The following is a 23,506-nucleotide window of genomic DNA, read 5'->3' on the forward strand; positions in this document are numbered from 1 at the left end:
CTCACCTCTTCATGAACGGCGGGACGTCCACGTCGTCGTCGAGGTCCGTGACGTCCACCGGCTGTGTGTAGAGGGGCGCCGGGGAGCGCTCGCTCACGTGCGGACGCTGGGGCTCGGGCACCGCGTCGTACCCGGGCTCCCGGCGCGGCGCCTCGGTCTGGCGCTGCACGGCCGCGTAGGTGCCGGTGGCGGGCGGGGCCGCCGGCGGGAGGGTGCCGGCCTGGTTCGGCGTGGACGGCTGGCTCGGTGCCGGCTGCGCGGCGGGCACGCGTGCCCCGGCGTAGGGGGCGGACTGCGCGGCGGCGGAACCGTTGCCGCTGCCGTTGCCCGCACCGTTGCCGTTCGGGGCCACGCTCGGAGCGGCGCTCGCTGCCGGTGCCGCCGGGGTGGACGGCGCCGTGGGGGCACCGCCGGGTGTGGAGGTGGGCGCCGAGCCGTTCCCTCCGGCGGGTGCGCCGCCGTTCCCGTTCCCGGGCGACGTGGTGCCGCTCACGCCTGCGGCGATCACGCCGGACGAGGGCTTCTCCTGGGACTTGAACGCGGCGGGTTCGAGCTTCTTGTGCGTGGGCCCGCCCGCCTCGAAGCCGGCTGCGATGACGGTGACGCGGACCTCGTCGCCGAGCGAGTCGTCGATCACGGTGCCGAAGATGATGTTGGCCTCGGGGTGCGCCGCCTCCTGGACCAGCGAGGCGGCCTCGTTGATCTCGAACAGGCCCAGGTCGGAGCCGCCCGCGATCGAGAGCAGCACGCCCTGAGCGCCGTCCATCGACGCCTCGAGCAGCGGCGAGTTGATCGCCTTGCCCGCCGCCTGCACGGCGCGGCCCTCCCCGCGGGAGGAGCCGATGCCCATCAGCGCGCTGCCCGCGCCGGACATGACCGACTTGACGTCGGCGAAGTCGAGGTTGATCAGACCGGGGGTGGTGATCAGGTTCGTGATGCCCTGCACACCGGAGAGCAGCACCTCGTCGGCCGAGCGGAACGCGTCCATCAGCGAGACGCCCACGTCGCCGAGCTGCAGCAGCCGGTCGTTGGGGATGACGATGAGCGTGTCGCACTCGTTGCGCAGCGACTGGATGCCGTCCTCGGCCTGCCCGGCGCGACGGCGGCCCTCGAACGTGAACGGCCGCGTGACCACACCGATCGTCAGCGCGCCGAGCTTGCGCGCGATCGACGCGACGACGGGCGCACCGCCGGTGCCGGTGCCACCGCCCTCGCCGGCGGTGACGAAGACCATGTCGGCCCCCTTGAGGACCTCCTCGATCTCCTCGCGGTGGTCCTCGGCGGCCTTGCGGCCGACCTCGGGGTTGGCGCCGGCACCGAGGCCGCGCGTGAGCTCCCGGCCGATGTCCAGCTTGACGTCGGCGTCGGACATCAGCAGGGCCTGTGCGTCCGTGTTCACCGCGATGAACTCGACGCCCTTCAGGCCGACCTCGATCATGCGGTTGACGGCGTTGACGCCGCCGCCACCGATGCCGACGACCTTTATCACGGCCAGGTAGTTGTGCGGGGGCGTCATAAGAGCGCACCTTCCAGTCAAGCTCGGGTCCGTCCCCGGGGGTCCGGGCCATCGGGGAGAACGCTAGGTCTCGTCCCGGTCTCGGTCCAGCAGGCGCGCCGCTGGCGCGCCAGCCCCCAAAGGGGTCGATCTTCAATGCTGATCTTTCCCTCCGGCCCGGGAGAACGGGCGAGCGGGGGCCGCACGTCACCATAGCGGGCGACCCGACGACACCCGATCAGCTCGACGCGCCCCCGTCCACACCCCGAATCGCGCGCACCGAGACCGCGACTCGCGGTGGTCAGCGGCGGATCGTGGGGAGGTCAGGGCTCGTCACGTCGTAGACCGTGCCGGGCTGCGTGAGCAGCGCGGTGAGGGCGATCGTCTTCTCCTCGGCCCGCTCCGGGGTGCCCCAGCGGACCTCCCTGCCCTCCACGAGGCGCAGCGTGACCTGGCCCGGCGCGCCCGGGGCCACGACGCTCGCACCCGCGGTCTCGACCTGCGCGCGCAGGGTGTCGGGCAGGGACGTGAGCACGGCCACCGCGGCGAGGGTCGCCGGGTCGCCGGAGCGCGGCGTGGTCGTCAGCCGGGGCAGGCCGGGTGCGGGCGCGCCCCGGTAGACGACACCGGAGCGGTCGACGAGGGCGGGCCCCTGCGCGGTGGAGACGGTCGCCACCGGCACCCGTTCCGTGACCGTGACGGTGATCGTGTGCGGCCACGACCTCCCGACGTGCACCGACTCCACCGGGGGCAGCGCGGCCACCCGCGTGGCCACGCCCCACGTGTCGACGGCCGCGAGCGGGGCTCCGGCCGGCACGGCGGCCGCGTCGAGGACGTCCGCCTCCGGCACCGTGACGAGGCCGATGACCTCCACCGCCTCGACGTCGAACAGGCCTGCGTCGTACAGCAGCACGCGGCCGCCGAGGCCGAGGCCGACGAGGAGCAGCAGCCCGATCAGCAGGGCGGCCAGGCGGCGGCGCCGGTAGCGCGCCTTCGACGCCAGGCGGGGATGGGCCCGCTCCGGTTCACGGGGCGGGGGCCGGTCCGCCACCGCGCGCCGCCCACGGCCCGGGCGGTTCATCACGACTCCCGCTTCTCCAGTTCCAGGAGGATCTCCGGTGCCAGCACGGTGACGTCGCCGGCGCCCATCGTGATGACGAGGTCGCCCGCCGCGGCGATCCCGGCGACGACGGCCGGCACGTCCTCCCAGCGGGGCACGAACCGCACGCGCTCGGCCGGCAGCGGCACGGCGTCGGCGATCAGCGCCCCGCTCACCCCCGGCTGCGGGTCCTCCCGCGCGCCGTACACGTCGAGCACGACCACCTCGTCGGCGAGCCCGAGCGCCTCGGCGAACTCGGCGGCGAAGTCGCGGGTTCGGGAGTAGAGGTGCGGCTGGAACGCCACCACCACGCGGCCCCGGCCCTCGGCCTGGCCGTCCACCACCTGGCGCGCGGCCCGCAGCTGCGCCGCGACCTTGCTCGGGTGGTGTGCGTAGTCGTCGTACACCGCCACGCCCGCGGCCCGGCCGCGGAACTCGAACCGCCGCCGCACGCCGTCGAACACGGCGAGCCCGGCGAGCAGCGCATCGGCCTCGGCCCCGAGCTCGACGCCCGCGAGCAGCGCGGCGAGCGCGTTGAGCGCCATGTGCTCGCCGGGCACGGCGAGGCGCAGGAGGTGCTCGCGGCCATCGTGGGCCAGCACGACGCGCGCGCCCGTCCCGTCGGGGCGGAAGTCGACGAGCCGCGCGTCGGCACCGGCGGCGCGGCCGTAGCGGCGCACCCGGATGCCCCGCTCCTGCGCGCGGGAGGCGAGTGCGGCGGCGCCCGGGTCGTCCAGGCAGGTCACGAGCGTCCCGCCGGGCACGATCCGCCCCAGGAACTCGTCGAACGCGGCGACGTAGGCCTCCGCGCTGCCGTAGTGGTCGAGGTGGTCGGCCTCCACGTTCGTCACGACCGCCACGGTGGGCGAGAAGGCGAGGAACGACGCGTCGCTCTCGTCGGCCTCCACGACGAACACGTCGCCGCTGCCCTCGTGGGCGCCCGACCCGGACGCGGCGAGGTCGCCACCGATGGCGAACGACGGGTCGAGCCCGCAGTGCTGCAGCGCGACGGTGAGCATCGACGTGGTCGAGGTCTTGCCGGCCGTGCCGGTGACGGCGGCGAGCCGGCGCCCCTCGGTGAGCGCGGCGAGCGCCCGGGCGCGGTGCACGACCGGAAGGCCCCGCTCGCGGGCGGCGGCGAGCTCCGGGTTGCCCTCCCGGATCGCGGACGACACCACCACGGTGGCGGGCGGCTCCGGCAGGTGCGCGGCGTCGTGCCCGACGGAGACGTCGGCGCCCAGCGCGCGCAGCGCCAGAACGGTGCGGGAGTCCTTCGCGTCCGAACCGGACACGGCCGCGCCCCTGGCCAGCAGGATCCGCGCGATGCCGCTCATCCCGGCACCGCCGATCCCGATCAGGTGCACGCGCTTCTCGAGCTCGGTCCGCGCAGGTGGTTCGCTCACAGGTTCGCTCATCGGTCCCTCCACGGCGGCAGCACCTGCGTCGCCGGCTCCGGGGTGGCGCCCACCAGCTCCAGCACCATGCGGGCGAGCGTGTCGGCGGCGTCGGCGTGCCCCGACGAGCGGGCGGCGGCCCCGGCCTCGGCCAGCCGCCGCGCGTCGTGCAGGAGCGGCACGAGCTCGGCGGCCACCCGCTCCCCCGTGAGGTCGGCGTCGTCGACCAGCACCCCACCGCCCGCGGCGACCACCGGCCGGGCGTTGAGCGACTGCTCACCGTTGCCGTGCGGCAGCGGCACGTAGACGGCGGGCAGTCCCACGGCCGAGACCTCCGCGACGGTGGTGGCGCCCGCCCGGCAGAGCACGGCGTCGGCCGCGGCGTAGGCGAGGTCCATCCGCTCGATGTAGGGCACGCCGAGGTAGCCCGGCGCGGGCGGGGCCGGCTCGCCGCCCTTGCCGTGCGCGTGCAGCACCGCGATACCGGCCCGCAGCAGCTCGGGCAGCGCGGCCGCCACGGCGGTGTTGAGCGTGCGGGCGCCGAGCGAGCCGCCGAACACGAGCAGCACCGGCCCCTGCGGCGGGAGGCCGAAAAACTGCCGGGCCTGCGCACGCAGACCCTGGCGGTCCAGCGCGGTGATGGACCGCCGCAGCGGCATCCCCACCACCCGCTCGCCGGGCAGCCCGCTGCCCGGCACCGCCACCGCGACGATGTCGGCGAACCGGGCGCCCACCTTGTTGGCCAGCCCGGCGCGGGCGTTCGCCTCGTGCACGACGATCGGCACCCGGCCGCGGGCGCCCAGGTACGCGGGCAGCGCGACGTAACCGCCGAACCCCACCACCACCTGGGCACCGACCGCGGCGAGCACCTCACGGACCCGCGTGACGGCGCCGCGGACCTTGCCCGGCAGGCGCAGCAGGTCGGCGGTCGGCTTGCGCGGCAGCGGCACCGGCGGGATCAGCTCGAGGGGGTAGCCGCGGGCCGGGATGAGCGTGGTGTCGAGGCCCTTCTCCGTGCCCAGTGCGGTGATGCGCGCGTCCGGCCGCAGCACGCGCACGGCGTCGGCGAAGGCGAGCGCGGGCTCGATGTGCCCGCCGCTCCCCCCGCCCGCGACGACTATCGACGGCCCGGTCATCGCACCCGCCCCCGCTGGACCGGCGCCCGGTACGGCTGGGGCGGCGGCAGCTGCAGCAGCCGGGCGATGTGGCCATCGCCGTGCTGCTTGAGCGCCGCGATGGCCTCGGGTTCGTGCCGCGCCGCGTTGGCGAGCACCCCGAAGACGAACATGGTGACCACGAGGGAGGTGCCTCCCGAGGAGATCAGCGGGAGCTGCAGGCCCGTGACCGGCAGCAGCCCCACGACGTACCCGATGTTGATGGCGGCCTGGGTGACGAGCCACGTCGTGGACGTCGCCACGACGAGCCGCAGCCACGGGTCGACGCTGCGCGCGGCGATCCGGAAGCCGGTGTAGGCGAGCGTGGCGAACAGGGCCAGCACCGCGAACGCCCCGATGAAGCCCAGCTCCTCTGCCACGATCGCGAAGATGAAGTCGTTGTGGGCGTTGGGCAGGTAGCTCCACTTGGCCCGGCCCTGCCCGAGGCCCTGCCCGAAGAGCCCGCCGTCGGCGAGGGAGTAGAGCGCCTGCCGGGCCTGGAAGCCGGCCTGCTGCAGGTCCGCGCTCTCCGGGGAGAGGAACGCGGTGATGCGGCTCATCCGGTACTCGGCCGTGAGCGCGAGCACGATGGCGCCGCCCACGGCGCCGCTGCTCAGGGCGAGGATCAGCCGCATCGGGGCACCCCCGAAGTAGAGCAGCGCGACGAGCACGATGCCCAGCGAGATCGTCATGCCCAGGTCGGGCTGCAGCACCAGCAGCGTCAGCAGCACGACGGTGACCGGCACGACCGGCGAGAGCGCGTACTTCCACCGGTGCATGACGGCCCGGCGGGCGACGAGCACGTGGGCGCCCCACAGGGTGAGCGCCACCTTCACCGCCTCCGACGGCTGCACGGAGAACGTCCCGATCGCGAACCAGGCCCGCGACCCGTTGCGGGTCTCACCGACGAACAGCACCGCCACCAGCGCAAGCGCACCGACGACGAGCGCGGCGGGGGCGAGCGAGCGCAACCGGCGCGGCGAGATGCGCAGCCCGAGCCAGAACATCAGCAGGCCGGGCACGCAGAACATCAGCTGCCGGGTGAACACCGAGTACGACGAGCCGTCCGCCGTGAGCGCCTCCACCGACGACGCCGACAGCACCATGACCAGCCCGAACAGCGTGAGCAGGCCGAACACCCCGAGCACGAGGTGCAGCGAGGTGAGCGGGCGGCGCAGCCACTGGCCGAGCGCGGCGGCCGTGCGGGCGACCGCGAGGCGCACCCCGTTCGGGCGGACCCCGAAGCGTCCCCGGAACGCATCCGTGACGCCCTTCGACGCAGGCCGTGCCGTACCCCGCGCCGCGGCACTTCTCCCCGCCGTGCCCTTCGCCCCCGTGCCCTTCGTCGCCGTGCCCTTCGTCGCCGTGCCCTTCGCCCCCGTGCCCTTCGTCGCCGTGCCCTTCGCCCCCGTGCCCTTCGCCCCCGTGCCCTTCGCCGCTGCGCTCTTCGCCGCCGTCCCCTTCGACGCCGTGCGCACCGACCGGCTCCGCTCCCTGCCGGCGGCCCGGTCCCCGGCGCGCGGCCACGGCACGGTCACGGCGTGCCCGACCCTGCGTGGTCCAGCCCCGCCGCCGCATCCGCGAACCGCAGGCCGCGTTCCGCGTAGTCGGCGAACTGGTCCATCGAGGCCGCGGCCGGGGCGAGCAGGACGACGTCGCCCGGCCGGGCGAGGGCGGCGGCACGCCGAACGGCGGTCGTCATGACGTCGGTCGACATCGGGGAATCGTCGCCCGGCACGACCTCGGCGACGGGGAGGTCGGGCGCGTGTCGCGCGAGGGCGGCCAGTATCTCGGCGCGGTCGCTGCCGATCACGACGGCGGCGCGCAGCCCGCGGGCGTGCCGCGCGACGAGGTCGTCCACGGACGCCCCCTTGAGCAGGCCGCCGACGATCCAGACGACCGGGGTGGGTGCCTGCGCGGCGAGGGACGCGGCGGCGGCGTGCGGATTGGTGGCCTTGGAGTCGTCGACGTAGCGGACGCCGTCGACGGTGGCGATCACGCCGCCGCGGTGCGGGCCCGGGCGGAAGTCGTCCAGACCGGCGCGGACGGCGTCCGGTCCGACGCCGGCGGCGCGGGCGAGCGCGGCGGCGGCGAGCGCGTCGGCGACACCGGGTGCGCCCGCCGGGTGCACGGAAGCCGCCTCCACGAGCGGGCCGCCGGCCGGGTCGTCGCAGAAGGCGCGGTCCACGAGCATCCCGTCGACGAGCCCGAGCTGGCCGGGCCCCGGCTCGCCGAGCGTGACGCCGACCCGGCGGGGCGCGGGCGCCACGGCGAGCAGTGCGGCCGCCGCGGGGTCGTCCACGCCTGCGACGGCGACCTCCGCCCGCAGCGCCCGCGCCTTCGCGGCGGCGTATGCGGCGAACGAGCCGTGCCAGTCGAGGTGGTCGTGGGCCACGTTGAGCACACACCCGGCGAACGGGCGGATCGACGGCGACCAGTGCAGCTGGAAGCTCGAGAGCTCCACGGCGAGCACCTCGTGACCCGCGCGCAGCGCCTCGACCACCGGATAGCCGATGTTGCCGCAGGCCACGGCATCCCGGCCGGCGGCGCGCAGGATCGCGGCCAGCATGCCGGTGGTGGTGGTCTTGCCGTTGGTGCCGGTGACCGCGAGCCACCCGGGAGGGCGGTCCCGGGCCTGCCCCAGCCACCACGCCAGCTCCGGCTCCCCCACCAGCGGCACGCCCGCCGCGGCGGCCGCGGCGACGAGCGGGTGGTCCGGGCGGCGCCCCGGGGACGTGACGACGAGCGCGGTGCCCGGGGGAACGCCGTCCGGGTCGTCGCCGGCCTCCGCGCCGGGCGGGAGGTCGGCCAGCGCGGCGGGCCGGGCGTCGGTGACGGTGACCCGCGCGCCCACCTCGACGAGCGCTGCCGCGGCCGCGAGTCCCGACACCCCGGCCCCGGCCACGAGCACCCGGGCACCGGACAGGTCGTCGAGCCTCATTCTGCGGTCACGCTCCCGTTGGTGGTTGCCGACGATGTAACCACTCCCGCCCCCCGGCTCAGCCACCACCCGCTGCCGTGAGCCACTCCTGGTAGAAGAGGCCGAGCCCCAGGGCCGCGCACATGGCCGCGAGCAGCCAGAACCGGACGATCACCGTGGTCTCGGCCCACCCGGCGAGCTCGAAGTGGTGGTGGAAGGGCGCCATCCGGAACACCCGGCGGCGGGTGGTGCGGAACACCGCGATCTGCACGGCCACCGACAGCACCTCCACCACGAACACGCCCCCGATCACCACGAGCAGGAGCTCCGTGCGCGTGACGATCGACAGGCCGGCGATGAGCCCGCCGATGGCGAGGGAGCCGGTGTCGCCCATGAAGATCCGGGCGGGTGCGGCGTTCCACCAGAGGAAGCCGATGCAGCCGCCCATCGCGGCGGCGGCGACGAGCGCGACGTCGAGCGGGTCCCGCACCTGGTAGCAGCCTGCGGCGCTGGCGATCGCGCAGTTGTTGCGGAACTGCCAGAACCCGATGATCGTGTAGGTGGCCAGCACGATCGCGCCGGTGCCGGCGGCCAGCCCGTCGAGCCCGTCGGTGAAGTTCACCGCGTTCGACCAGCCGGCGATGATGAGGTTGGCGAGCAGCACGAAGCCGATCGCACCGAACGACAGCACCGTGATGTCCCGGACGAACGAGAGGCTGTCCGAGGCCGGGGCGAGCCCGTCGGCGTTGGCGAACCGCAGCGCGAGGATGCCGAAGATCGTGGCGGTGAGCACCTGGCCCACGGTCTTGGAGGTCTTGTTCAGGCCCAGGTTGCGGGCCCGGCGCAGCTTGATGAAGTCGTCGAGGAAGCCGACGATCCCCAGCGCGGTGGTCAGGAACAGCACCAGCAGCGCCGACGCCGTGATCGGCTCGCCGGTGAGCAGGTGCGAGACGATGTAGCCCAGCCAGATCGCGAGCAGGATCGCGACCCCGCCCATGGTGGGCGTGCCCCGCTTGGCCTGGTGGCTCTGCGGGCCCTCGGCCCGGATCTCCTGCCCGAACCCCTGCCGGGCGAAGAACCGGATGAGGTAGGGGGTCAGCAGGATCGAGACCGCGAGCGCGACGCCCGCGGCGATGAAGACTCCTCTCACCGGGGCACCGGTCCCGGTGCGCGCAGCAGCCCTTCGGCCACGCGTTCCAGCCCGGCCGCCCGGGACGCCTTCACCAGCACGACGTCCCCGGGTCCGGCCTCGGTCCGCAGCAGCTCGACGGCCTCGTCCACGTCGGTGGTCCGGCGGGCGCCCGGGTAGTCGGCGGTGCCGACGGCGACGAGCCGGTCGATGCCGAGGCGGCGGGCCAGCGCGGCGATCTCGGCGTGGGCGGCGGCGGTGTCGTCGCCCTGCTCGGCCATCGTGCCGAGCACGGCCCACGTCCGCCGGGTGCCCTCCCCGAGCGCTGCGAGGGCGTTCAGCGCGGCGCGCATCGACTCCGGGTTGGAGTTGTAGGCGTCGTTGACGACCGTGAGCCCGTCCGCGCGGTCGGTGACCTCCATCCGCCACTTCGAGGCGGGCTCGGCGGCGCTCAGGGCCGCGGCAATGCCCTCGGGCGTGCCCCCGAGCTCCAGCGCGACCGCCGCCGCGGCGAGCGCGTTGCCCACGTGGTGCTCGCCCACGAGGCGCAGCGCGACGGGGGCGGGACCGGCGGGGGTGACGAGCGTGAAGCGGGCCCGTCCGCCGTCGAGCCGCACGTCCTCCGCGCGGACCCGGGCATCCGCCCGCCCGAAGGTCACCAGGCGCGCCGCCGCGCGTCCCGCCATGGCGGCGACGAGCGGGTCGTCGGCGTTCAGGACGGCCGCACCGTCCGCGGGCAGCGCCTCGACCAGCTCGCCCTTGGCCCGCGCGATCGCCTCCACCGAGCCGAACTCGCCGACGTGCGCACGCCCCACGTTGAGCACCACCCCGATCCGGGGCGGGACCACCGCAGCGAGCCGCGCGATGTGGCCGACGCCGCGGGCCGAGAACTCGAGCACGAGGTGGCGGGTGCCGGTGCCGGCGCGCAGCGCCGTCCAGGGCAGGCCGAGCTCGTTGTTGAACGACCCGGGCGGCGCGACCGTGGGCCCGAGCGGGGCGAGCACCGCCGCGAGCAGGTCCTTCGTGGAGGTCTTCCCGGAGCTGCCGGTGACCCCGACGACCGTCGTGGCCGGCAGCGCGCGGACCACGTGCCCGGCGAGCGCCGCGAGGGCCCCGAGGACCGCCGCCCCGGAACCGTCGCGGTCGCTCTCGTCGAGGTAGGTGCCTGCCTGCCGCGCCGCCGGCGCGGCGATGACGGCGGGCGCGTCGACCTCACGCCCTGCGAGCACGCCCGCTGCGCCTGCGGCCATCGCCGCCGCCGCGTAGGCGTGCCCGTCGACCCGCTCGCCCGGCAGGGCGACGAACAGGCCACCCGGCCCGATGGCGCGCGAGTCGAACTCGACGGCGGTCACCCGCTCGTCTCCCGAAGCCCGGTGGAGGCGTCCACCGGTGGCGGCGGCGACATCCGCGAGCCGCATCTCGATCATGCTCTCGTCCTGCTCATCGGAAGTATCCGATCATCCCGGTCCATGCGGCCCGTCACCGCGTGCCCTGCAGCGCCACGGCCAGCTCCGCGGCGTCGTCGAAGGGGTGCTTGACGCCCATGACCTCCTGGCCCGTCTCGTGCCCCTTACCTGCGACGACCACGGCGTCCCCCGGCTTCGCGTACGCCACGGCGGCGGCGATCGCCGCCCTCCGGTCGCCGATCTCCATCAGGTCACCCGCCCGCGGCTCGGCCTCCGCGCCGGCCATCATCTCGGCGCGGATCGCGGCCGGGTCCTCGGAGCGCGGGTTGTCGTCGGTGACGATCAGCAGCTCCGCGCGCGCCGCGGCAGCGGCACCCATCAACGGCCGCTTGCCGCGGTCCCGGTCGCCGCCGCAGCCGAGCACGACGATCAGCCTGCCCGTCACCTGCGGGCGCAGCGCGTCGAGCAGCGCGGCCACGGCGCCCGGCTTGTGGGCGTAGTCGACGATCGCGAGGAACTGCTGGCCCTCCTCGATCCGTTGCATCCGCCCGGGTACCTCCACCCCGGCGAAGCCGTCGGCCGCCACCGCGGCGGGCACGCCCACCGCGTCGAGGCACGCGAGCGCCACCGCGGCGTTGGCGACGTTGAACGCGCCGGGCAGCTGCAGCCGCACCGGCACCTGCGCGCCGTCGGGAGCGAGTGCGGTGAACGACTGCGTGCCGTCGGGGCCCGTGCGCGCGTCGACCGCCCGCCAGGCCGCGGGACCCGTGGTGGACACGGTGACCGCCCCCGGCGTCCTCGCGGCGAGCCGCCGCCCCCATTCGTCGTCGACGCACACGACCGCGTGCTCGGCCCGCCCGTCGAAGAGCGTGGCCTTGGCCTCGAAGTAGTCCTCCATGTCGCGGTGGAAGTCCAGGTGGTCCTGCGACAGGTTCGTGAAGGCCGCGACCGCGAAGCGGGTGCCTGCCACCCGGCCCATGGTGAGCGCGTGGCTGGACACCTCCATCGCCACGTCGGTGACGCCGTCCTCGGCCATCACCGCGAACAGCGCCTGCAGGTCCGGCGCCTCCGGCGTGGTGAGCGCGGTGGGCAGGCGGCGGCCGTCGATCCGCGTGCCGACGGTGCCGATCAGCCCGGCCGTCCGGCGCGCGGCCGCGAGCCCGGCCTCCAGCAGGTGCGCCGTGGTGGTCTTGCCGCTGGTGCCGGTGACGCCGAGCACGCGCAGGTGCGCCGTCGGGTCGCCGTGGACGAGCGCGGCCACGGCGCCGAGCACCTCGCGCGGGCGCGGGTGCACGAGCAGCGGGACGCCGGCGAGCGCGGGCCGCCGGGTGCCGTCCGGATCGGTCAGCACCGCCACCGCTCCCCCGGCGACGGCGACGGCGGCGTAGTCGGCCCCGTGCGCACGGGAGCCGGGAAGGGCGGCGAACAGGTCACCGTGGCGCACGTCGGACGCCCGGAGCGTGACCCCGGTGACGGTCGCCGCGCCGCCCGCCGGCACCCCGATGGCCGCCCCGAGGACGTCGAGCGTCACCGGGCGCACCACCCGCGGACGCGGTGGTGCGCCGGCCGGAGCGGGGGGAGCTTCGTGCGCGGGCGACACGTCGCGGAAGGCTACCGGCGCGCCCCACGGCGCCCTGCGCGCACCGCCCGCGCGTCACCCCTCCGCGCGCCGGACGGCCTGCCCCCCGCGGCCGTCGGCACGACCGCGCACGGAGCGTGACCCTCCCGAGGTCCAGGGGCCTTGTGCGGACCGCTCGGCCCGCGTTGGTCACCCGGCTGGGAGCACTGGACGAGCGTTTCCCAACCAGGTATGGCCCCAGCCCGCCGCCCATGATCGGATCGACCCCATACGTCGACATGACCATCGAGTTCGTTCCGCGGAACGCCGCACCGCCCGCTCCCGGCTGGACGCGACGACGGGACGTTGGCATCACAGGCCGGATCGCGTGATCAGGAACGTTCGGCGTTGCCGCCGAGGCCCGTTCGAGTGGCAGCGCCCAAGATCCGCTGTATCGGTTGGCCATGGCTGCGGCGACAGCCATGACCAACCGACACGCGCGATCTTCGCGCTCATGATCCCCAGTAGCGAGTGCTCATGGTCGTGGGAGCAGCCATGGACAACCGACAGTTCGGATCACGGCCCTCGGGCCGGTGAGGCCGGTCACCCGCCGGACGTGAGGGCGGTCATCCCCTCGATCGGGTCCCATCGCGTCGGTCTGGTCGGGCCGGGTTCCGGTGGGCTCGCCGTTCCCGGCCCGGGCCACCCGGCGCTCGCCCACCTTCCAGGCCTCTCGCCTGGTCCCGCCGTCCGCGTCACACCCTCACCTGTGCGGGGTGGCGGGGTTGGGTTCACCACCGACCTCCCGGGTTGCGTGGGCGGCCGTTCCCGACCTGGGGGCACGCCCGTTCCCGACGAGTCCGTCACTGCCGGGTGCCCACACAACTGGCGGTGGTCCCGACCCCTCCCCTCCAACCCTTCCCCCGGGTCGTCACGGGGAGACCACCCCGGACCCGGCCGGTGCCACCCCTCATGATCAGCGGAAACGGGACACCAGCTGCACGGGAGGCTGTTGTCTGGTCGGAGCGAAGGGCCTTCAGCGATCAAGGCGAGATGGCGGCTAGTTGATCTTCGGGAGCGACCATTTGCCCTTGATCGCCACTGCCGGAGCGGCCGACCCCTCGTCCAGGCGCCCATGGCCGTCACTGCAGCCACGAGAAACCGATGAGGCGGACCATCGCGACAGATGCCCAGGTCGAGCGCCGCTCCATCGGCCAACATCCTCCGGGTACAGCTCACGTCCCGATCCAGCCGAATCTTTCTGGAAATCGGCGGGAGGAACGGGACCACAGCCAGTCGCGTGGGCACCCGGCAGTGACGGGCTCGTCCCCGACGGGCGTGCCGCCAGGTCAGGGACGGCACCCAGCGCAACCCGGGAGGTCGGGTGGTGAACCCAACCCCGCCACCCCGCACAGGCGAGGGAGCGAGGCCGAACCGGATCGACACGACAGCAGCCCCGGGCGGATGCCTGAGGCGGTGCGGCCCGAGTCGGGAATGGCGCGCCCACGAGACGGGCGCCCCACAGGGGCACCGGGGGCGTTCCGCGGAAGGCACCCCGCCCGTGATCAGCGGCTCGGCGCGCAACCGCGGTCAGATCGCCCGACCGCGCACCCGACCCGCCGATCACGACGACGCCGGCTGGCGGGAAGCCCGCCGCACAGGATCAACGAGCCGGAGCGCTCCTGTTAGGGCACCTGCAAGGTCTGCACCGGCGGCGGCTGGTCGCTCACCGGCAGCCGCTCGCGCTGTGCGAGGTAGGTGGCGATGTCGTGGAACAGCGGTGCCGCGCTCGTACCCGGGTCGGGGGCGTCGAGCATGATCGCGATGATGTAGCGCGGGTTCTCGGCCGGCAGCATCCCCGCGAAGTTGATCCAGTGCAGCTGCGAGGAGTAGCAGCCGCACGCCGGGTCCACCTGCTGCGCGGTGCCGGTCTTCCCGGCCACGACGTACCCGGGGACGGCGGCCTGGTGGCCGGTGCCGCGCTGGCCGCGCGCGTCCTGGGTGACCGCGGTGAGCATCGTCCGCAGGGTGGCGGCCGTCTGGGGCGAGATGACCCGCACGGGCTCTGGCGCAGGCGGGGTGACCTTCACGCCGTCCGGCCCCGTCGTGCTCGCGACGATCCGCGGCGGCACCCGCACCCCGTCGTTCGCGACGGTCTGCAGGATCCCGGCCATCTGCAACGTGGTGACCGTGAGGCCTTGCCCGATCGGCAGGTTCCCGAACGTCGAGCCGGACCACGACTCCCGCGGCGGCACCTGCCCCGGCTCCTCACCGGGCAGGCCCACGCCGGTGCGCTGGCCGAGACCGAAGCGGGCCAGCATGTCGGCGAAGCGCGCCTCCCCCACCTTCTGCGCCGTCATGATCGTGCCGACGTTCGACGACTTGGCCAGCACGCCGGTGAGCGTGTACCGCTCCGTGCCGTGGTCCCACGAGTCGCGGATCGTGCGGTCGGCGACGCGGATGCTGCCCGGCACCGTCAGCACGTCGTTCGGCGTGGCGAGGCCGTCCTCCAGCGCCGCGGCCATCGTGATGACCTTGTTCACCGACCCCGGCTCGAAGGTGTACTGCACGGCGGTGTTGCCCAGCTGGCCCGGCGCCGCCTGGGAGAGGTCCCGCGGGTCGAACGTCTGGCCGTTCGCCATGGCCAGTACCTCGGCGGTGTGCGCGTCGAGCACCACGGCCGATGACGTCGCGTCCGCCCCCGTGCGCTGCACGTAGTCCGTGAGCGCCTGCTGCACGGTGTACTGCAGGTCGGAGTCGATGGTGAGCTGCAGGTCGGAGCCCTGAACGGCCGCCCGCTCGAACCGGGTGCTGCCCGGGATGACGGCGTTCGAGTCCTCGGCGGTGTCGACGACGCGCAGCCCTTCGAAGCCTGCGAGCAGGTTGTCCTGCGAGCTCTCGAGGCCCACGCGGCCGGTGAGCTTGCGCTCGTCGGAGTTCCAGGTGGCGGCGCCGATGACGTTCGCGGCGAGGGTGCCGCCGGGGTACTGGCGGTCCTCGCGCCGCTCCTCCGCGAGCTCGGGGAACCGCTCCCGGAGGGTGCGCGCGACGTCGGGGGTGACGAGCTTGGCGAGTACGACGTAGCCGCGGTCGCTCGTGAGCAGGTTCGCGAGCTCGTTCTGGTCCTGCCCGGTGGCCTGCGCGATCGCGGCGGCCATCTCCGCCGCGTAGCGGGGGGCGTCGGCGCCGCGGGTCTGGGCGATCATCCGCGGGTTGGTGACGAGGGCGCGGGCGTCCACGCTGAACGCGATCGGTTCGCCGGTGCGGTCCAGGATCGCGCCGCGCTCGGCCGGCAGCCGGATGTTCGTGGTGGACTGGCGCTGCGAAGCGGCCCGCAGCTCACCAGCCTCGACGGTCTGGACGACCACGAGCTTGAGCGTCGCGATCGCCAGCACCGCCACGAGCAGCACGCGACCGATCCGGAGCCTGCGGGTGCTCAGCGCCGCCTGGTCCGGCGGGCGACGAGGTACGACCGACCTCGGCGACGGCGCATGACGGGCCGCCGCTCCGGCGGCCCGGGGCCGGGGCGGGGCCGACGGCATCAGCCGGCGTCCGTCCTGTCGCCACCTGCACGGGTCCCGGTGCCCGCCGCGGCATCCTCGCCGGTCGCGCCCTGCGCCGCCGCGTTCCCGGCCGGGTCCCGACCGGACTCGCCACCGTCCACCTCAGGCGCCCCGGCCTCCTCCGAGTCCGGCGCGGCGAGTTGCGCGGTGCCGTCCTGGGCGGCCTCGCCGGTTGGCGTGCTCTCCGGCGGCGTGTTGCCCGGAGCGGCCCCTTCCGGGCCGCTCGGGGCCGGTGGCGCGGGTGGGGCCGGTGGCGGCGGAGGCACCGCGGCCCGCGGCTGCCCGATGACGTCGACACTCCCGTTCGCCGCCACCACGAGCCGCGCCGGGTCGCGCACCGGCACCATGCCCAGCTCGCCCGCGCGGCGGGCCAGCTCGGGTGCCGACGCGAGCACGGCGACCTCCTGGGTGAGCCGCTCGACCTGCTCGCTGAGCACGCGCGCCTCGGCGCTGGCGTCCTGGAGGCGGTACGAGTCGGCGGCCGCTGCCGTCGACAACCACAGGGTGGCCACGAGCCCGACAGCCAGCAGCACCATGATCAGCAGCACGAACTGCGGCCGCCCCACGGGGGCCGCCGTCCGCGCAACACGCGCGCCCGCGCGCTCCTCGCGGCGGGCGTACGCCTTCTGCTGGGCCGTCCGTCGCCCGACCACCGGATCGGCGGTGGGCACCGCCGCGGGACTGGCGACGGCACCCCCGACGGCACCGCCGGCGTAGCCCCGCTGGGCGGGGACGGCTCCGGTGCGACCACGGACGGCGGTGCGCCCGCGCTCGGTGACTGGAGCACTCATGACACCACCCGCTTCGGCTGTTCCTGATGGACCGTCACGCCGCCTCCCGGATGCGTTCGGCGGCACGCAGGCGGACCGGCGCCGCCCGCGGGTTCTCGCTGATCTCGTCCGCGCTCGCCTGCTCGGCCCCGCGGGTGAGCAGGCGCAGTTCGGGCCCGTGCCCGGGCAGCTCGACCGGCAGGTCCACCGGCGAGCGGGACGACGCGCGTGCCGCGAGCTCCCGCTTCACCATGCGGTCCTCCAGCGAGTGGTAGGCGAGCACGACGATCCGGCCCCCGACGGCGAGCGCGTCGATCGCGGCCGGCAGCGCGGCCCGCAGCGCGTCCAGCTCGCCGTTGACCTCGATGCGCAGCGCCTGGAACGTGCGCTTCGCCGGATGGCCCCCCGTGCGCCGGGACGCCGCGGGTACCGCCTCGTAGAGCAGCTCGACGAGCTCGCCGCTGCGCCGCAGCGGCGCCTTCGCCCGCCTCCGCGCGACGGCGGCGGCGATCCGGCTCGCGAAGCGCTCCTCGCCGTACTCGCGCAGCACCCTGGCCAGTTCCGGCACCGGGTAGGAGTTGAGGACATCGGCCGCGGTGGGGCCCGTCGTGGGGTCCATCCGCATGTCGAGGTCGGCGTCGCGGGAGTAGGAGAAGCCACGCTCGTCGGCATCGAGCTGCAGTGACGAGACGCCGAGGTCGAACAGCACGCCGTCGGCCCGGGGAAGCCCCAGTTCCCCGAGCACGTCGGCGATGCGGTCGTACACGGCGTGCACGAGGTGGATCCGGTCGGCGTGGGCGGCGAGCCTGCGCCGGGCCATCGCGAGCGCCTCCGGGTCGCGATCGAGCCCCACCAGCGTGAGCCGGGGGTGATCGGCGAGCAGCGCCGCGGCGTGCCCACCGAGACCGAGGGTGGCGTCGACGAGGACCGCGGGCCGGTCGGCGAGCGCGGGCCGCAGGAGTTCGGCGACCCGGGGCAGGGCCACGGGGACGTGCCTGGCCCCAGCTGGCCCGTCCTCGTGGTCGTGCTGCCCCACCGCACACCTCCCTGCCCCGTGTCGCCGCCCCCGCGTTGCCCCCGCGCCGGCCGCCTGCGATCCTGCGGCGATGCCTCCACCCGGCAGACCTGGCACCGGGGAAGGTGCGCCAGGGCTACCGGGCGGAGGCACCGCCGGTGACACCGGCGTTCGCCCTCGTGCTCAGATCAGTCCGGGAAGCACCTCCTCCTGCGCCTTGGCGTAGGTGTCCTCGTGCTGTTCCTGGTACCGCTGCCAGGCCTCGGCGTCCCAGATCTCGGCGCGGGTGAACGCGCCGATGACCACACAGTCCTTCGTCAGCCCCGCGTAGCGGCGCAGCTCGGGAGTGATGGCGATGCGGCCCTGGCCGTCGGGGTTCTGCTCGTCGGTGCCGGAGAAGAGGTTGCGCTGGAAGACGCGGGCGGACTCGCTCGTCAGCGGAGCCGACGCCACCTTCTGCGCGAGCTCGGTGAAGGCGTCGCGCGTGAACACGTACAGGCAGTGGTCCTGCCCCTTCGTGATCATCAGCCCGCCTCGCAGCTCGTCGCGGAATTTCGCGGGCAACGTGAGCCGCCCCTTGTCGTCCAGCTTCGGGGTGTAGGTGCCGAGGAACACCGGCCCCACCTCCACCTGCGGCCCCGTTGTGCCCCAGCGATCACCACATTACCCCACTTCGCCCCACCGTCAACTCGGACAACCGCTCGGCGATTGGGAAAGAGCACGGAAAATCCCTGGTCAGAGGCAGTGGGGCGGAGTGGGGGACCACCCGCTCGCGCGACGGCTGACAGACACGGACGGTGAGCATCGGGCCGCTCGAGGGACCGGATCCACCCTGCTACTGCCCGCATTGCGCCACCCGTACGGCGCATGGAGAGCCCCTGGGCGGACGTGGTGGGGCAGAGTGGGGACGCTCCGCCGCACCCCATCCGAGGGAGGTACGAGCAGCTGTTTGACAGACTGGACGCGCGTCCCGCCCCCACGGGACGCGCATACGACCACGGAGGAGGTCTCGTGGCCGAGCTTGCGAGGTCACCGGAGGAGCAGTCGTGACCGCCACGAGCAGCCGCCCCGGGCTGGACGGCGACACCGGTGCCGGGCTCGGTGACGTCGCGGAACTGTGCGGCCGCATCGCGGGCAACGTGCAGCGGGTCATCGTCGGCAAGCCCGACGTGGTGCGCATCGCGCTGGTCACGCTGCTCGCCGAGGGCCACCTGCTCGTGGAGGACGTGCCCGGCGTCGGCAAGACATCACTGGCCAAGGCGCTCGCCCGCTCCATCGACTGCTCGGTCAGCCGCGTGCAGTTCACCCCGGACCTGCTGCCGGGCGACATCACCGGACTATCGGTCTTCAACCGGCAGACCACGGAGTTCGAGTTCCGCCCGGGCCCCGTCTTCGCCAACATCGTGATCGCCGACGAGATCAACCGCGCCTCACCCAAGACGCAGTCGGCACTGCTGGAGTGCATGGCCGAGCACCAGGTCACCGTCGACGGCGCCACCTACGCGCTCGCCAGCCCCTTCATGGTCGTCGCCACGCAGAACCCGGTGGAGATGGACGGCACCTACCCGCTGCCCGAGGCCCAGCGCGACCGATTCACCGCCCGCGTCAGCGTCGGCTACCCCGACCTCGCGGCCGAGCTCGCCATGGTCGACGAGCACAGCGCGGCCGATCCGCTCGACATGCTGCGGCCGGTCACCGACGCACGTCGCGTGCGCATGGTGGTCGAGGCCGTCCGCCGGGTGCGGGTCGGGCCCGAGGTGCGCCAGTACTGCGTGGAGCTGGTCGGCACCACCCGCCGCATCCCGGACGTGCGGCTCGGGGCGTCCCCCCGGGCCACCCTGCAGCTCGTGCGGGCGGCCCGCGCGCAGGCCGCACTCGCCGGACGCGGCTTCGTCGTGCCCGACGACGTGCAGGCCGTTGCGGTGCCGGTGATCGCCCACCGCCTGCTGCTCACGCCCGACGCGCTGGCCTCCCGCCGCTCCGCCGTCGACATCGTCCGCAGCCTGCTCGGCCGCCACCCGGTACCGGCGCCCCCGCGGGGCGGGTGAGGCGTGGGCCCCGGCGGCCGCTTCTCCGGCCTCACCACTCGCGGGCGCTGCCTGCTCGCGGGCGGCGGCGCCACCTCCGTGTGCGCCGTCATCCTGGACGAGCGCGACCTGCTGCGCGTCGGCGTGTTCGTGGCGCTGCTGCCGCTGCTCGCGCTGCTGCTCGCGTCCCGCACCCGCCGCACCGTCCGGGTCGAGCGCGTCCTCGAACCGCCGCGGGTGCCGGTCGGCTCGCCGGTCGACGTCGAGTTGCAGCTCGAAGGCGGTCCGTTGCTCGGGGCGCTGCGGCTGAGCGACGCGGCGCCCGACGCCGCGGGCGCGCAGGCCGACGCCCCGCCGCGGTTCACTGTGCACCGCCTCTCCAGCCGCGGCACCGCCACCCTGACCTATCCGCTGCAGCCGGTGCTGCGCGGCGTGCACCGGGTCGGCCCGCTCACCGGCACCGCCACCGACCCGCTCGGCCTCGCCGAGTTCGACCAGGAGCTCGCGGGCCCGCAGCGGCTGGTCGTACTCCCCCGCGTCGTCGCACTGCGCGGCGTGCCGCCCGCGCTGGGTGCGGGTGAGGGCACGGCCGGCGCCGCGCTCAACCACCAGGGCCAGGGCGCCACCGACGTACTGATCCGCGCCTACCGGCAGGGCGACGAGCTGCGCCGGGTGCATTGGCGCAGCAGCGCCCGGCACGGCGAGCTGATGGTGCGGCTCGAGGAACGGCCGTGGCGCGGCGGGATGACCCTCCTGCTGGACCGGCGCGACGCCGCCCACCGCGGCCGGGGCGCCGACTCGAGCCTGGAGTTCGCCGTCAGCCTGGCGGCCAGCGTGTGCATGCACCTGTTCGCCCGCGGTGAGCCCGTCACCCTCGTCACCGAGGACGGCGTCGAGCTCACCCCGCAGGGTTCGGCGTCCGGCCGTGAACAGCTCCTCGACGCGCTCGCCGGCCTCAGGCCGTCCGCCCGCAGCGACCTCACCGGGCCGGAGCTCACCGCGGGCACCGAGGTGCTCGCCGTGCTGGGCGCGATCGGCCCCGGCCAGGTCGAGGCGCTGTGCTCCCGTCACCCCGCCGGGGGCCACGTGGTGCTCTGCGACACCGCCACCTGGGATCCGGCAGGTGGTCGCAGCATCGCGGCCGAGAGCGCCTCCGCACTGCGGCGCGCGGGCTGGCGCGTCGCGGTGGCCACCGCGAACACGACCCCCGCGCAGGTCTGGGACCAGCTGGTCGCGGGCGCCGCGCCCGCGTTCACGGGGCAGCGATGACGCGGTCGGCCACCCCACCGCCGCCCCGGGACCCGGGGCCGCCGCCGCGCGCCCGCGCCACGGCCACGCAGGTGCCCCGCCAACGCCCGCCCGTCCCGGAGGCGGCGGCTCCCGCGAGATCCACTCCGGAACCCGCAGCACCTCCCGCGCCGACACCGGCGCCACCTGCCGCCCCCGCCCGGCGCGTGCCGTGGGTCGCCACGCTCGCCGCCGGGGCGGCGGTGCTGCTCGCCGGCGGTCCGGTCACCGCCGTCATCCAGGGTTGGTCCTGGGTCGGCTACGCCCTCGTGGCCGTCGCGGTCGTGGTCGGCGCGGGTCTGCTCCTGGCCCGCTTCGGCCCGGTCGTCACCGCGATCGGCCAGTGCGTGGCCGTGCTCGTCGTCCTCACGATCTTCTTCGCCGACGGCGCGCTGCTCGGGTTCCTACCGGGCCCCGCGGCGTTCGGCCACTTCGGCGCGCTCGTCGCCGGTGCAGGCCAGCAGATCGACACCAGCACGGCGCCGGTCGCGGCCACCCCGGAGATCCTCTTCCTCACAACGGCGGCGTTCGGGCTGCTCACCGTCGGCGTGTATGCCGCGGCGGTGATCGCGCGTGCCCCCGCGGCGGCAGGGGTGCCGCTGCTCGCCGTCTTCGCGGTGCCGGCAGCGCTGGCCGACCAGCTCCTGCCGTGGTGGGCGATGGCAGGCGCCGCAGCCGGGTTCGGGTTGCTGCTGGTGGCAGCGGGCGGGCTGCACAGCCAGCTCACCGCCGGCACCGCGCTCGTGGCGGGAGCCGTCGTCGTGGCGCTCGGCGTCGGCGTCATCACGCCGTTCATCGGCACGGCAGGCCGGTTCGCGGGCGGCGGTGGTGGCGGCGCCGCGGGCTCGATCGGCCTCACACCGTTCACGGCGCTGCGCGGACAGCTCGAACAGAGCACTCCCGCCGAGCTGTTCGAGGTGCGTGGCCTCGCGCGCCCCACGTACCTGCGCGCGCTCACGCTGCGCCAGTACGTCGCGGACCGGGGGTGGGAGGCCACCCGGCCCGCGCCCGGCATCCCGCTCCCGGGGCCGGTGCAGCAGCAGCCGGACGTACCGGGCGATTTCGTCGACGTCGACATCTCCAACATCGCCTTCCGCGACTACTGGCTCCCGCTCTACGGCGAGCCCATCGACGTGGCCGACCTGCCCGACACCCAGTGGCTGTACGACGCCGCCAGCGGCACCGGTTACACCGGTCGTCCGCGCCAGGAGGACGGCTGGCGGCAGCGCGCGATCCTCCCTACCCCGTCGATGCAGCAGCTGCGCGCCGCACAGGGCATCGCTGGCGTCGGCCTCGAGTACCTCGACACCACCGGAGTCGATCCGCGCGTCGCCCAGATCGCGCAGGAGGTCATCGGCAACGCAGGCCCGGGTTTCGACCGCGTGTTCGCCATCCAGAACTGGTTCGCAGGTCCCGGAACGCAGTTCACCTACAGCCTCCAGACCGCACCCGGCTCCGGTGACGACGCGCTGGTCGAGTTCCTGACCGTCGGCAAGACCGGCTACTGCGAGCAGTTCGCCTCGGCGATGGCCGTGATGCTGCGGACGGTCGGCGTGCCTGCCCGTGTGGCCATCGGGTTCACCGCCGGCACCGACCAGGGCGACCGCCGCACGATCACCACAGCAGACGCGCACGCGTGGGTCGAGGCGTGGTTCCCCGGCGTCGGCTGGACGGGCTTCGACCCCACCCCGCTCACCGACGGCCGCCGGATCGACCCGCCCTACGTGGAGGAGGCCGAGGCCGAGCAGGAGAGCCAGCAGAGCGCCCCGGTCGAGGACGTGCCCGCTCCCGAACCGCAGTCCGGTGACGAGGAGGCCGCCGAGCCCACCACGCCCGAGTCGACGCAGCCGGAGGCGGCGCCGTCCGTCGGGTCGCCGGGCATTGGCATCCCGGTGTGGCCGTTCCTCGCCGCACTCGCGGCGGTGGCCGTCACCCTGGTGCCCGCCACGCTGCGGGTCCGCGATCGCAGGCGTCGTCTCGCCGCCGTGGCCCGCGGCGGGCCGGAGGCCGCGGGCGCGGGCTGGGAGGAGCTGATGGCGGAATCGGCCGACCGCGGTGCCGAGTGCCCGCCGAGCGACACCGTCCGCGCCGCCGCGCGCCGCCTCGTGCGCGAGCACCATCTCGAGTCGGACGCCCAGCAGGCCCTGCGCCAGGTCATCGGCGCGGTCGAGGCGAGCTGGTACGGCGGCACGCACCCCCGGCCGGGTGAGCTCGATGAGCCGGTGCGGGCCGTGGCGGCGGGGATCGCCGCGGGCAGCGGGCTCTCACTGCGGGGCCGGTTGCTCCCCCGCTCCGTGGTGCAGCGGGTGCGGGACCGCCGGTCTGCGGCGCGGGCGGGCAGCAACCGCTCCGAAGCGGTCACCTCACGCTGACGCCGGACACGACACGGACTCCGCACGTCCGCGGGGCGGCATGTGCGGAGTCCGCGAGGTGCCTGTTGCGGGTTACTCCTGCTCGAAGCGGCGGCGGAAGCGCTCTTCCATCCGGCCGGTGAAGCGGTTCTTGTCCGGCTCGGCGTTCTTCGCCGGTGCGGCCTGGCCGTTGGCTCCCACGGACGTGACCGCGAGTACGGCTCCTCCGAGCATCATGAGGAACCCGACCACGCTGACGACCGGGAAACTTCCCAGCCACAGCTGCTGCACGGCGACGCCGACGACGAGCAGCACGAGACCGACGACGAACAGCGCAA

The 23,506-nt window shown here is 74.9% G+C and carries 16 protein-coding genes and 1 pseudogene; 3 read left to right on the plus strand and 14 right to left on the minus strand.

The window, feature by feature from the left end:
* Window position 1: 1 nt before the first annotated feature.
* From ftsZ to mraZ, 13 genes are all read right to left on the minus strand, one after another.
* Window positions 2-1,516 carry a cell division protein FtsZ gene (gene ftsZ / locus FHX44_RS41790; RefSeq protein ID WP_147260803.1) on the minus strand — a complete coding sequence of 505 codons (1,515 nt, stop codon included), beginning with the start codon at window positions 1,514-1,516 and terminating at the stop codon, window positions 2-4.
* 280 nt (window positions 1,517-1,796) lie between these two features.
* Window positions 1,797-2,576: a cell division protein FtsQ/DivIB gene (locus FHX44_RS41795; RefSeq protein ID WP_147260804.1), complete on the minus strand. Its 780-nt coding sequence runs from the start codon at window positions 2,574-2,576 to the stop codon at window positions 1,797-1,799.
* A complete protein-coding gene (gene murC / locus FHX44_RS41800; protein ID WP_147260805.1) occupies window positions 2,576-4,009 on the minus strand; it encodes a UDP-N-acetylmuramate--L-alanine ligase in 1,434 nt (477 codons plus the stop codon). The genes FHX44_RS41795 and murC overlap by 1 nt, the downstream gene beginning before the upstream one ends.
* The gene (gene murG, locus FHX44_RS41805; RefSeq protein ID WP_147260806.1) at window positions 4,006-5,124 is read right to left on the minus strand and encodes an undecaprenyldiphospho-muramoylpentapeptide beta-N-acetylglucosaminyltransferase; all 1,119 of its coding nucleotides are present in this window, start codon (window positions 5,122-5,124) and stop codon (window positions 4,006-4,008) included. The genes murC and murG overlap by 4 nt, the downstream gene beginning before the upstream one ends.
* Window positions 5,121-6,680 carry a putative lipid II flippase FtsW gene (gene ftsW, locus FHX44_RS41810; RefSeq protein WP_246170884.1) on the minus strand — a complete coding sequence of 520 codons (1,560 nt, stop codon included), beginning with the start codon at window positions 6,678-6,680 and terminating at the stop codon, window positions 5,121-5,123. The genes murG and ftsW overlap by 4 nt, the downstream gene beginning before the upstream one ends.
* The gene (gene murD, locus FHX44_RS41815; RefSeq protein ID WP_147260807.1) at window positions 6,677-8,083 is read right to left on the minus strand and encodes a UDP-N-acetylmuramoyl-L-alanine--D-glutamate ligase; all 1,407 of its coding nucleotides are present in this window, start codon (window positions 8,081-8,083) and stop codon (window positions 6,677-6,679) included. Before murD ends, ftsW begins: the two co-directional genes overlap by 4 nt.
* Before the next feature lie 58 nt (window positions 8,084-8,141).
* Complete coding sequence (gene mraY, locus FHX44_RS41820; RefSeq protein WP_147260808.1) at window positions 8,142-9,212, minus strand: phospho-N-acetylmuramoyl-pentapeptide-transferase; 1,071 nt, start codon at window positions 9,210-9,212, stop codon at window positions 8,142-8,144.
* Window positions 9,209-10,618, minus strand: a complete 1,410-nt coding sequence (locus tag FHX44_RS41825; protein ID WP_147260809.1) for a UDP-N-acetylmuramoyl-tripeptide--D-alanyl-D-alanine ligase — start codon at window positions 10,616-10,618, stop codon at window positions 9,209-9,211. Before FHX44_RS41825 ends, mraY begins: the two co-directional genes overlap by 4 nt.
* A 52-nt stretch (window positions 10,619-10,670) precedes the next feature.
* Entirely contained in the window at window positions 10,671-12,137 is a 1,467-nt protein-coding gene (locus tag FHX44_RS41830) for a UDP-N-acetylmuramoyl-L-alanyl-D-glutamate--2,6-diaminopimelate ligase (RefSeq protein ID WP_425469216.1), read from the minus strand.
* 1,703 nt (window positions 12,138-13,840) lie between these two features.
* Entirely contained in the window at window positions 13,841-15,565 is a 1,725-nt protein-coding gene (locus tag FHX44_RS41835) for a peptidoglycan D,D-transpeptidase FtsI family protein (RefSeq protein WP_342793504.1), read from the minus strand.
* A gap of 131 nt (window positions 15,566-15,696) precedes the next feature.
* Window positions 15,697-16,509: a cell division protein FtsL gene (gene ftsL / locus FHX44_RS41840; protein ID WP_147260811.1), complete on the minus strand. Its 813-nt coding sequence runs from the start codon at window positions 16,507-16,509 to the stop codon at window positions 15,697-15,699.
* 34 nt (window positions 16,510-16,543) lie between these two features.
* Entirely contained in the window at window positions 16,544-17,524 is a 981-nt protein-coding gene (rsmH, locus tag FHX44_RS41845; RefSeq protein WP_147260812.1) for a 16S rRNA (cytosine(1402)-N(4))-methyltransferase RsmH, read from the minus strand.
* 162 nt (window positions 17,525-17,686) lie between these two features.
* Window positions 17,687-18,118, minus strand: a complete 432-nt coding sequence (mraZ, locus tag FHX44_RS41850) for a division/cell wall cluster transcriptional repressor MraZ (protein WP_147260813.1) — start codon at window positions 18,116-18,118, stop codon at window positions 17,687-17,689.
* 458 nt (window positions 18,119-18,576) lie between these two features.
* Here mraZ and FHX44_RS41855 point away from each other — a divergent pair, with 458 nt between their 5' ends.
* The 3 genes from FHX44_RS41855 to FHX44_RS41865 are packed head-to-tail and all read left to right on the plus strand — an operon-like array spanning window position 18,577 to window position 23,189.
* The gene (locus tag FHX44_RS41855; protein WP_246171063.1) at window positions 18,577-19,551 is read left to right on the plus strand and encodes an AAA family ATPase; all 975 of its coding nucleotides are present in this window, start codon (window positions 18,577-18,579) and stop codon (window positions 19,549-19,551) included.
* 3 nt (window positions 19,552-19,554) lie between these two features.
* The gene (locus FHX44_RS41860) at window positions 19,555-20,799 is read left to right on the plus strand and encodes a DUF58 domain-containing protein (protein WP_147260815.1); all 1,245 of its coding nucleotides are present in this window, start codon (window positions 19,555-19,557) and stop codon (window positions 20,797-20,799) included.
* Window positions 20,796-23,189, plus strand: coding sequence for a transglutaminase TgpA family protein (locus FHX44_RS41865; RefSeq protein ID WP_147260816.1), 2,394 nt, complete (start codon window positions 20,796-20,798; stop codon window positions 23,187-23,189). The genes FHX44_RS41860 and FHX44_RS41865 overlap by 4 nt, the downstream gene beginning before the upstream one ends.
* Before the next feature lie 72 nt (window positions 23,190-23,261).
* Here the strand turns inward: FHX44_RS41865 and FHX44_RS41870 are convergent.
* Window positions 23,262-23,506 (minus strand): annotated as a pseudogene (locus tag FHX44_RS41870) (DUF3040 domain-containing protein); the annotation flags it as partial.

The sequence above is a fragment of the Pseudonocardia hierapolitana genome, from assembly GCF_007994075.1.
In the GTDB taxonomy this organism is placed as follows: Bacteria; Actinomycetota; Actinomycetes; order Mycobacteriales; family Pseudonocardiaceae; genus Pseudonocardia; species Pseudonocardia hierapolitana.

Excerpts from the sequence above, each read along its gene's own strand:
- ftsZ (WP_147260803.1), bottom strand. The coding sequence starts at position 1,516 with ATGACGCCCCCGCACAACTACCTGGCCGTGATAAAGGTCGTCGGCATC.
- FHX44_RS41795 (WP_147260804.1), bottom strand. The coding sequence starts at position 2,576 with ATGAACCGCCCGGGCCGTGGGCGGCGCGCGGTGGCGGACCGGCCCCCG.
- murC (WP_147260805.1), bottom strand. The coding sequence starts at position 4,009 with ATGAGCGAACCTGTGAGCGAACCACCTGCGCGGACCGAGCTCGAGAAG.
- murG (WP_147260806.1), bottom strand. The coding sequence starts at position 5,124 with ATGACCGGGCCGTCGATAGTCGTCGCGGGCGGGGGGAGCGGCGGGCAC.
- murD (WP_147260807.1), bottom strand. The coding sequence starts at position 8,083 with ATGAGGCTCGACGACCTGTCCGGTGCCCGGGTGCTCGTGGCCGGGGCC.
- FHX44_RS41825 (WP_147260809.1), bottom strand. The coding sequence starts at position 10,618 with ATGATCGAGATGCGGCTCGCGGATGTCGCCGCCGCCACCGGTGGACGC.
- ftsL (WP_147260811.1), bottom strand. The coding sequence starts at position 16,509 with ATGAGTGCTCCAGTCACCGAGCGCGGGCGCACCGCCGTCCGTGGTCGC.
- FHX44_RS41865 (WP_147260816.1), top strand. The coding sequence starts at position 20,796 with ATGACGCGGTCGGCCACCCCACCGCCGCCCCGGGACCCGGGGCCGCCG.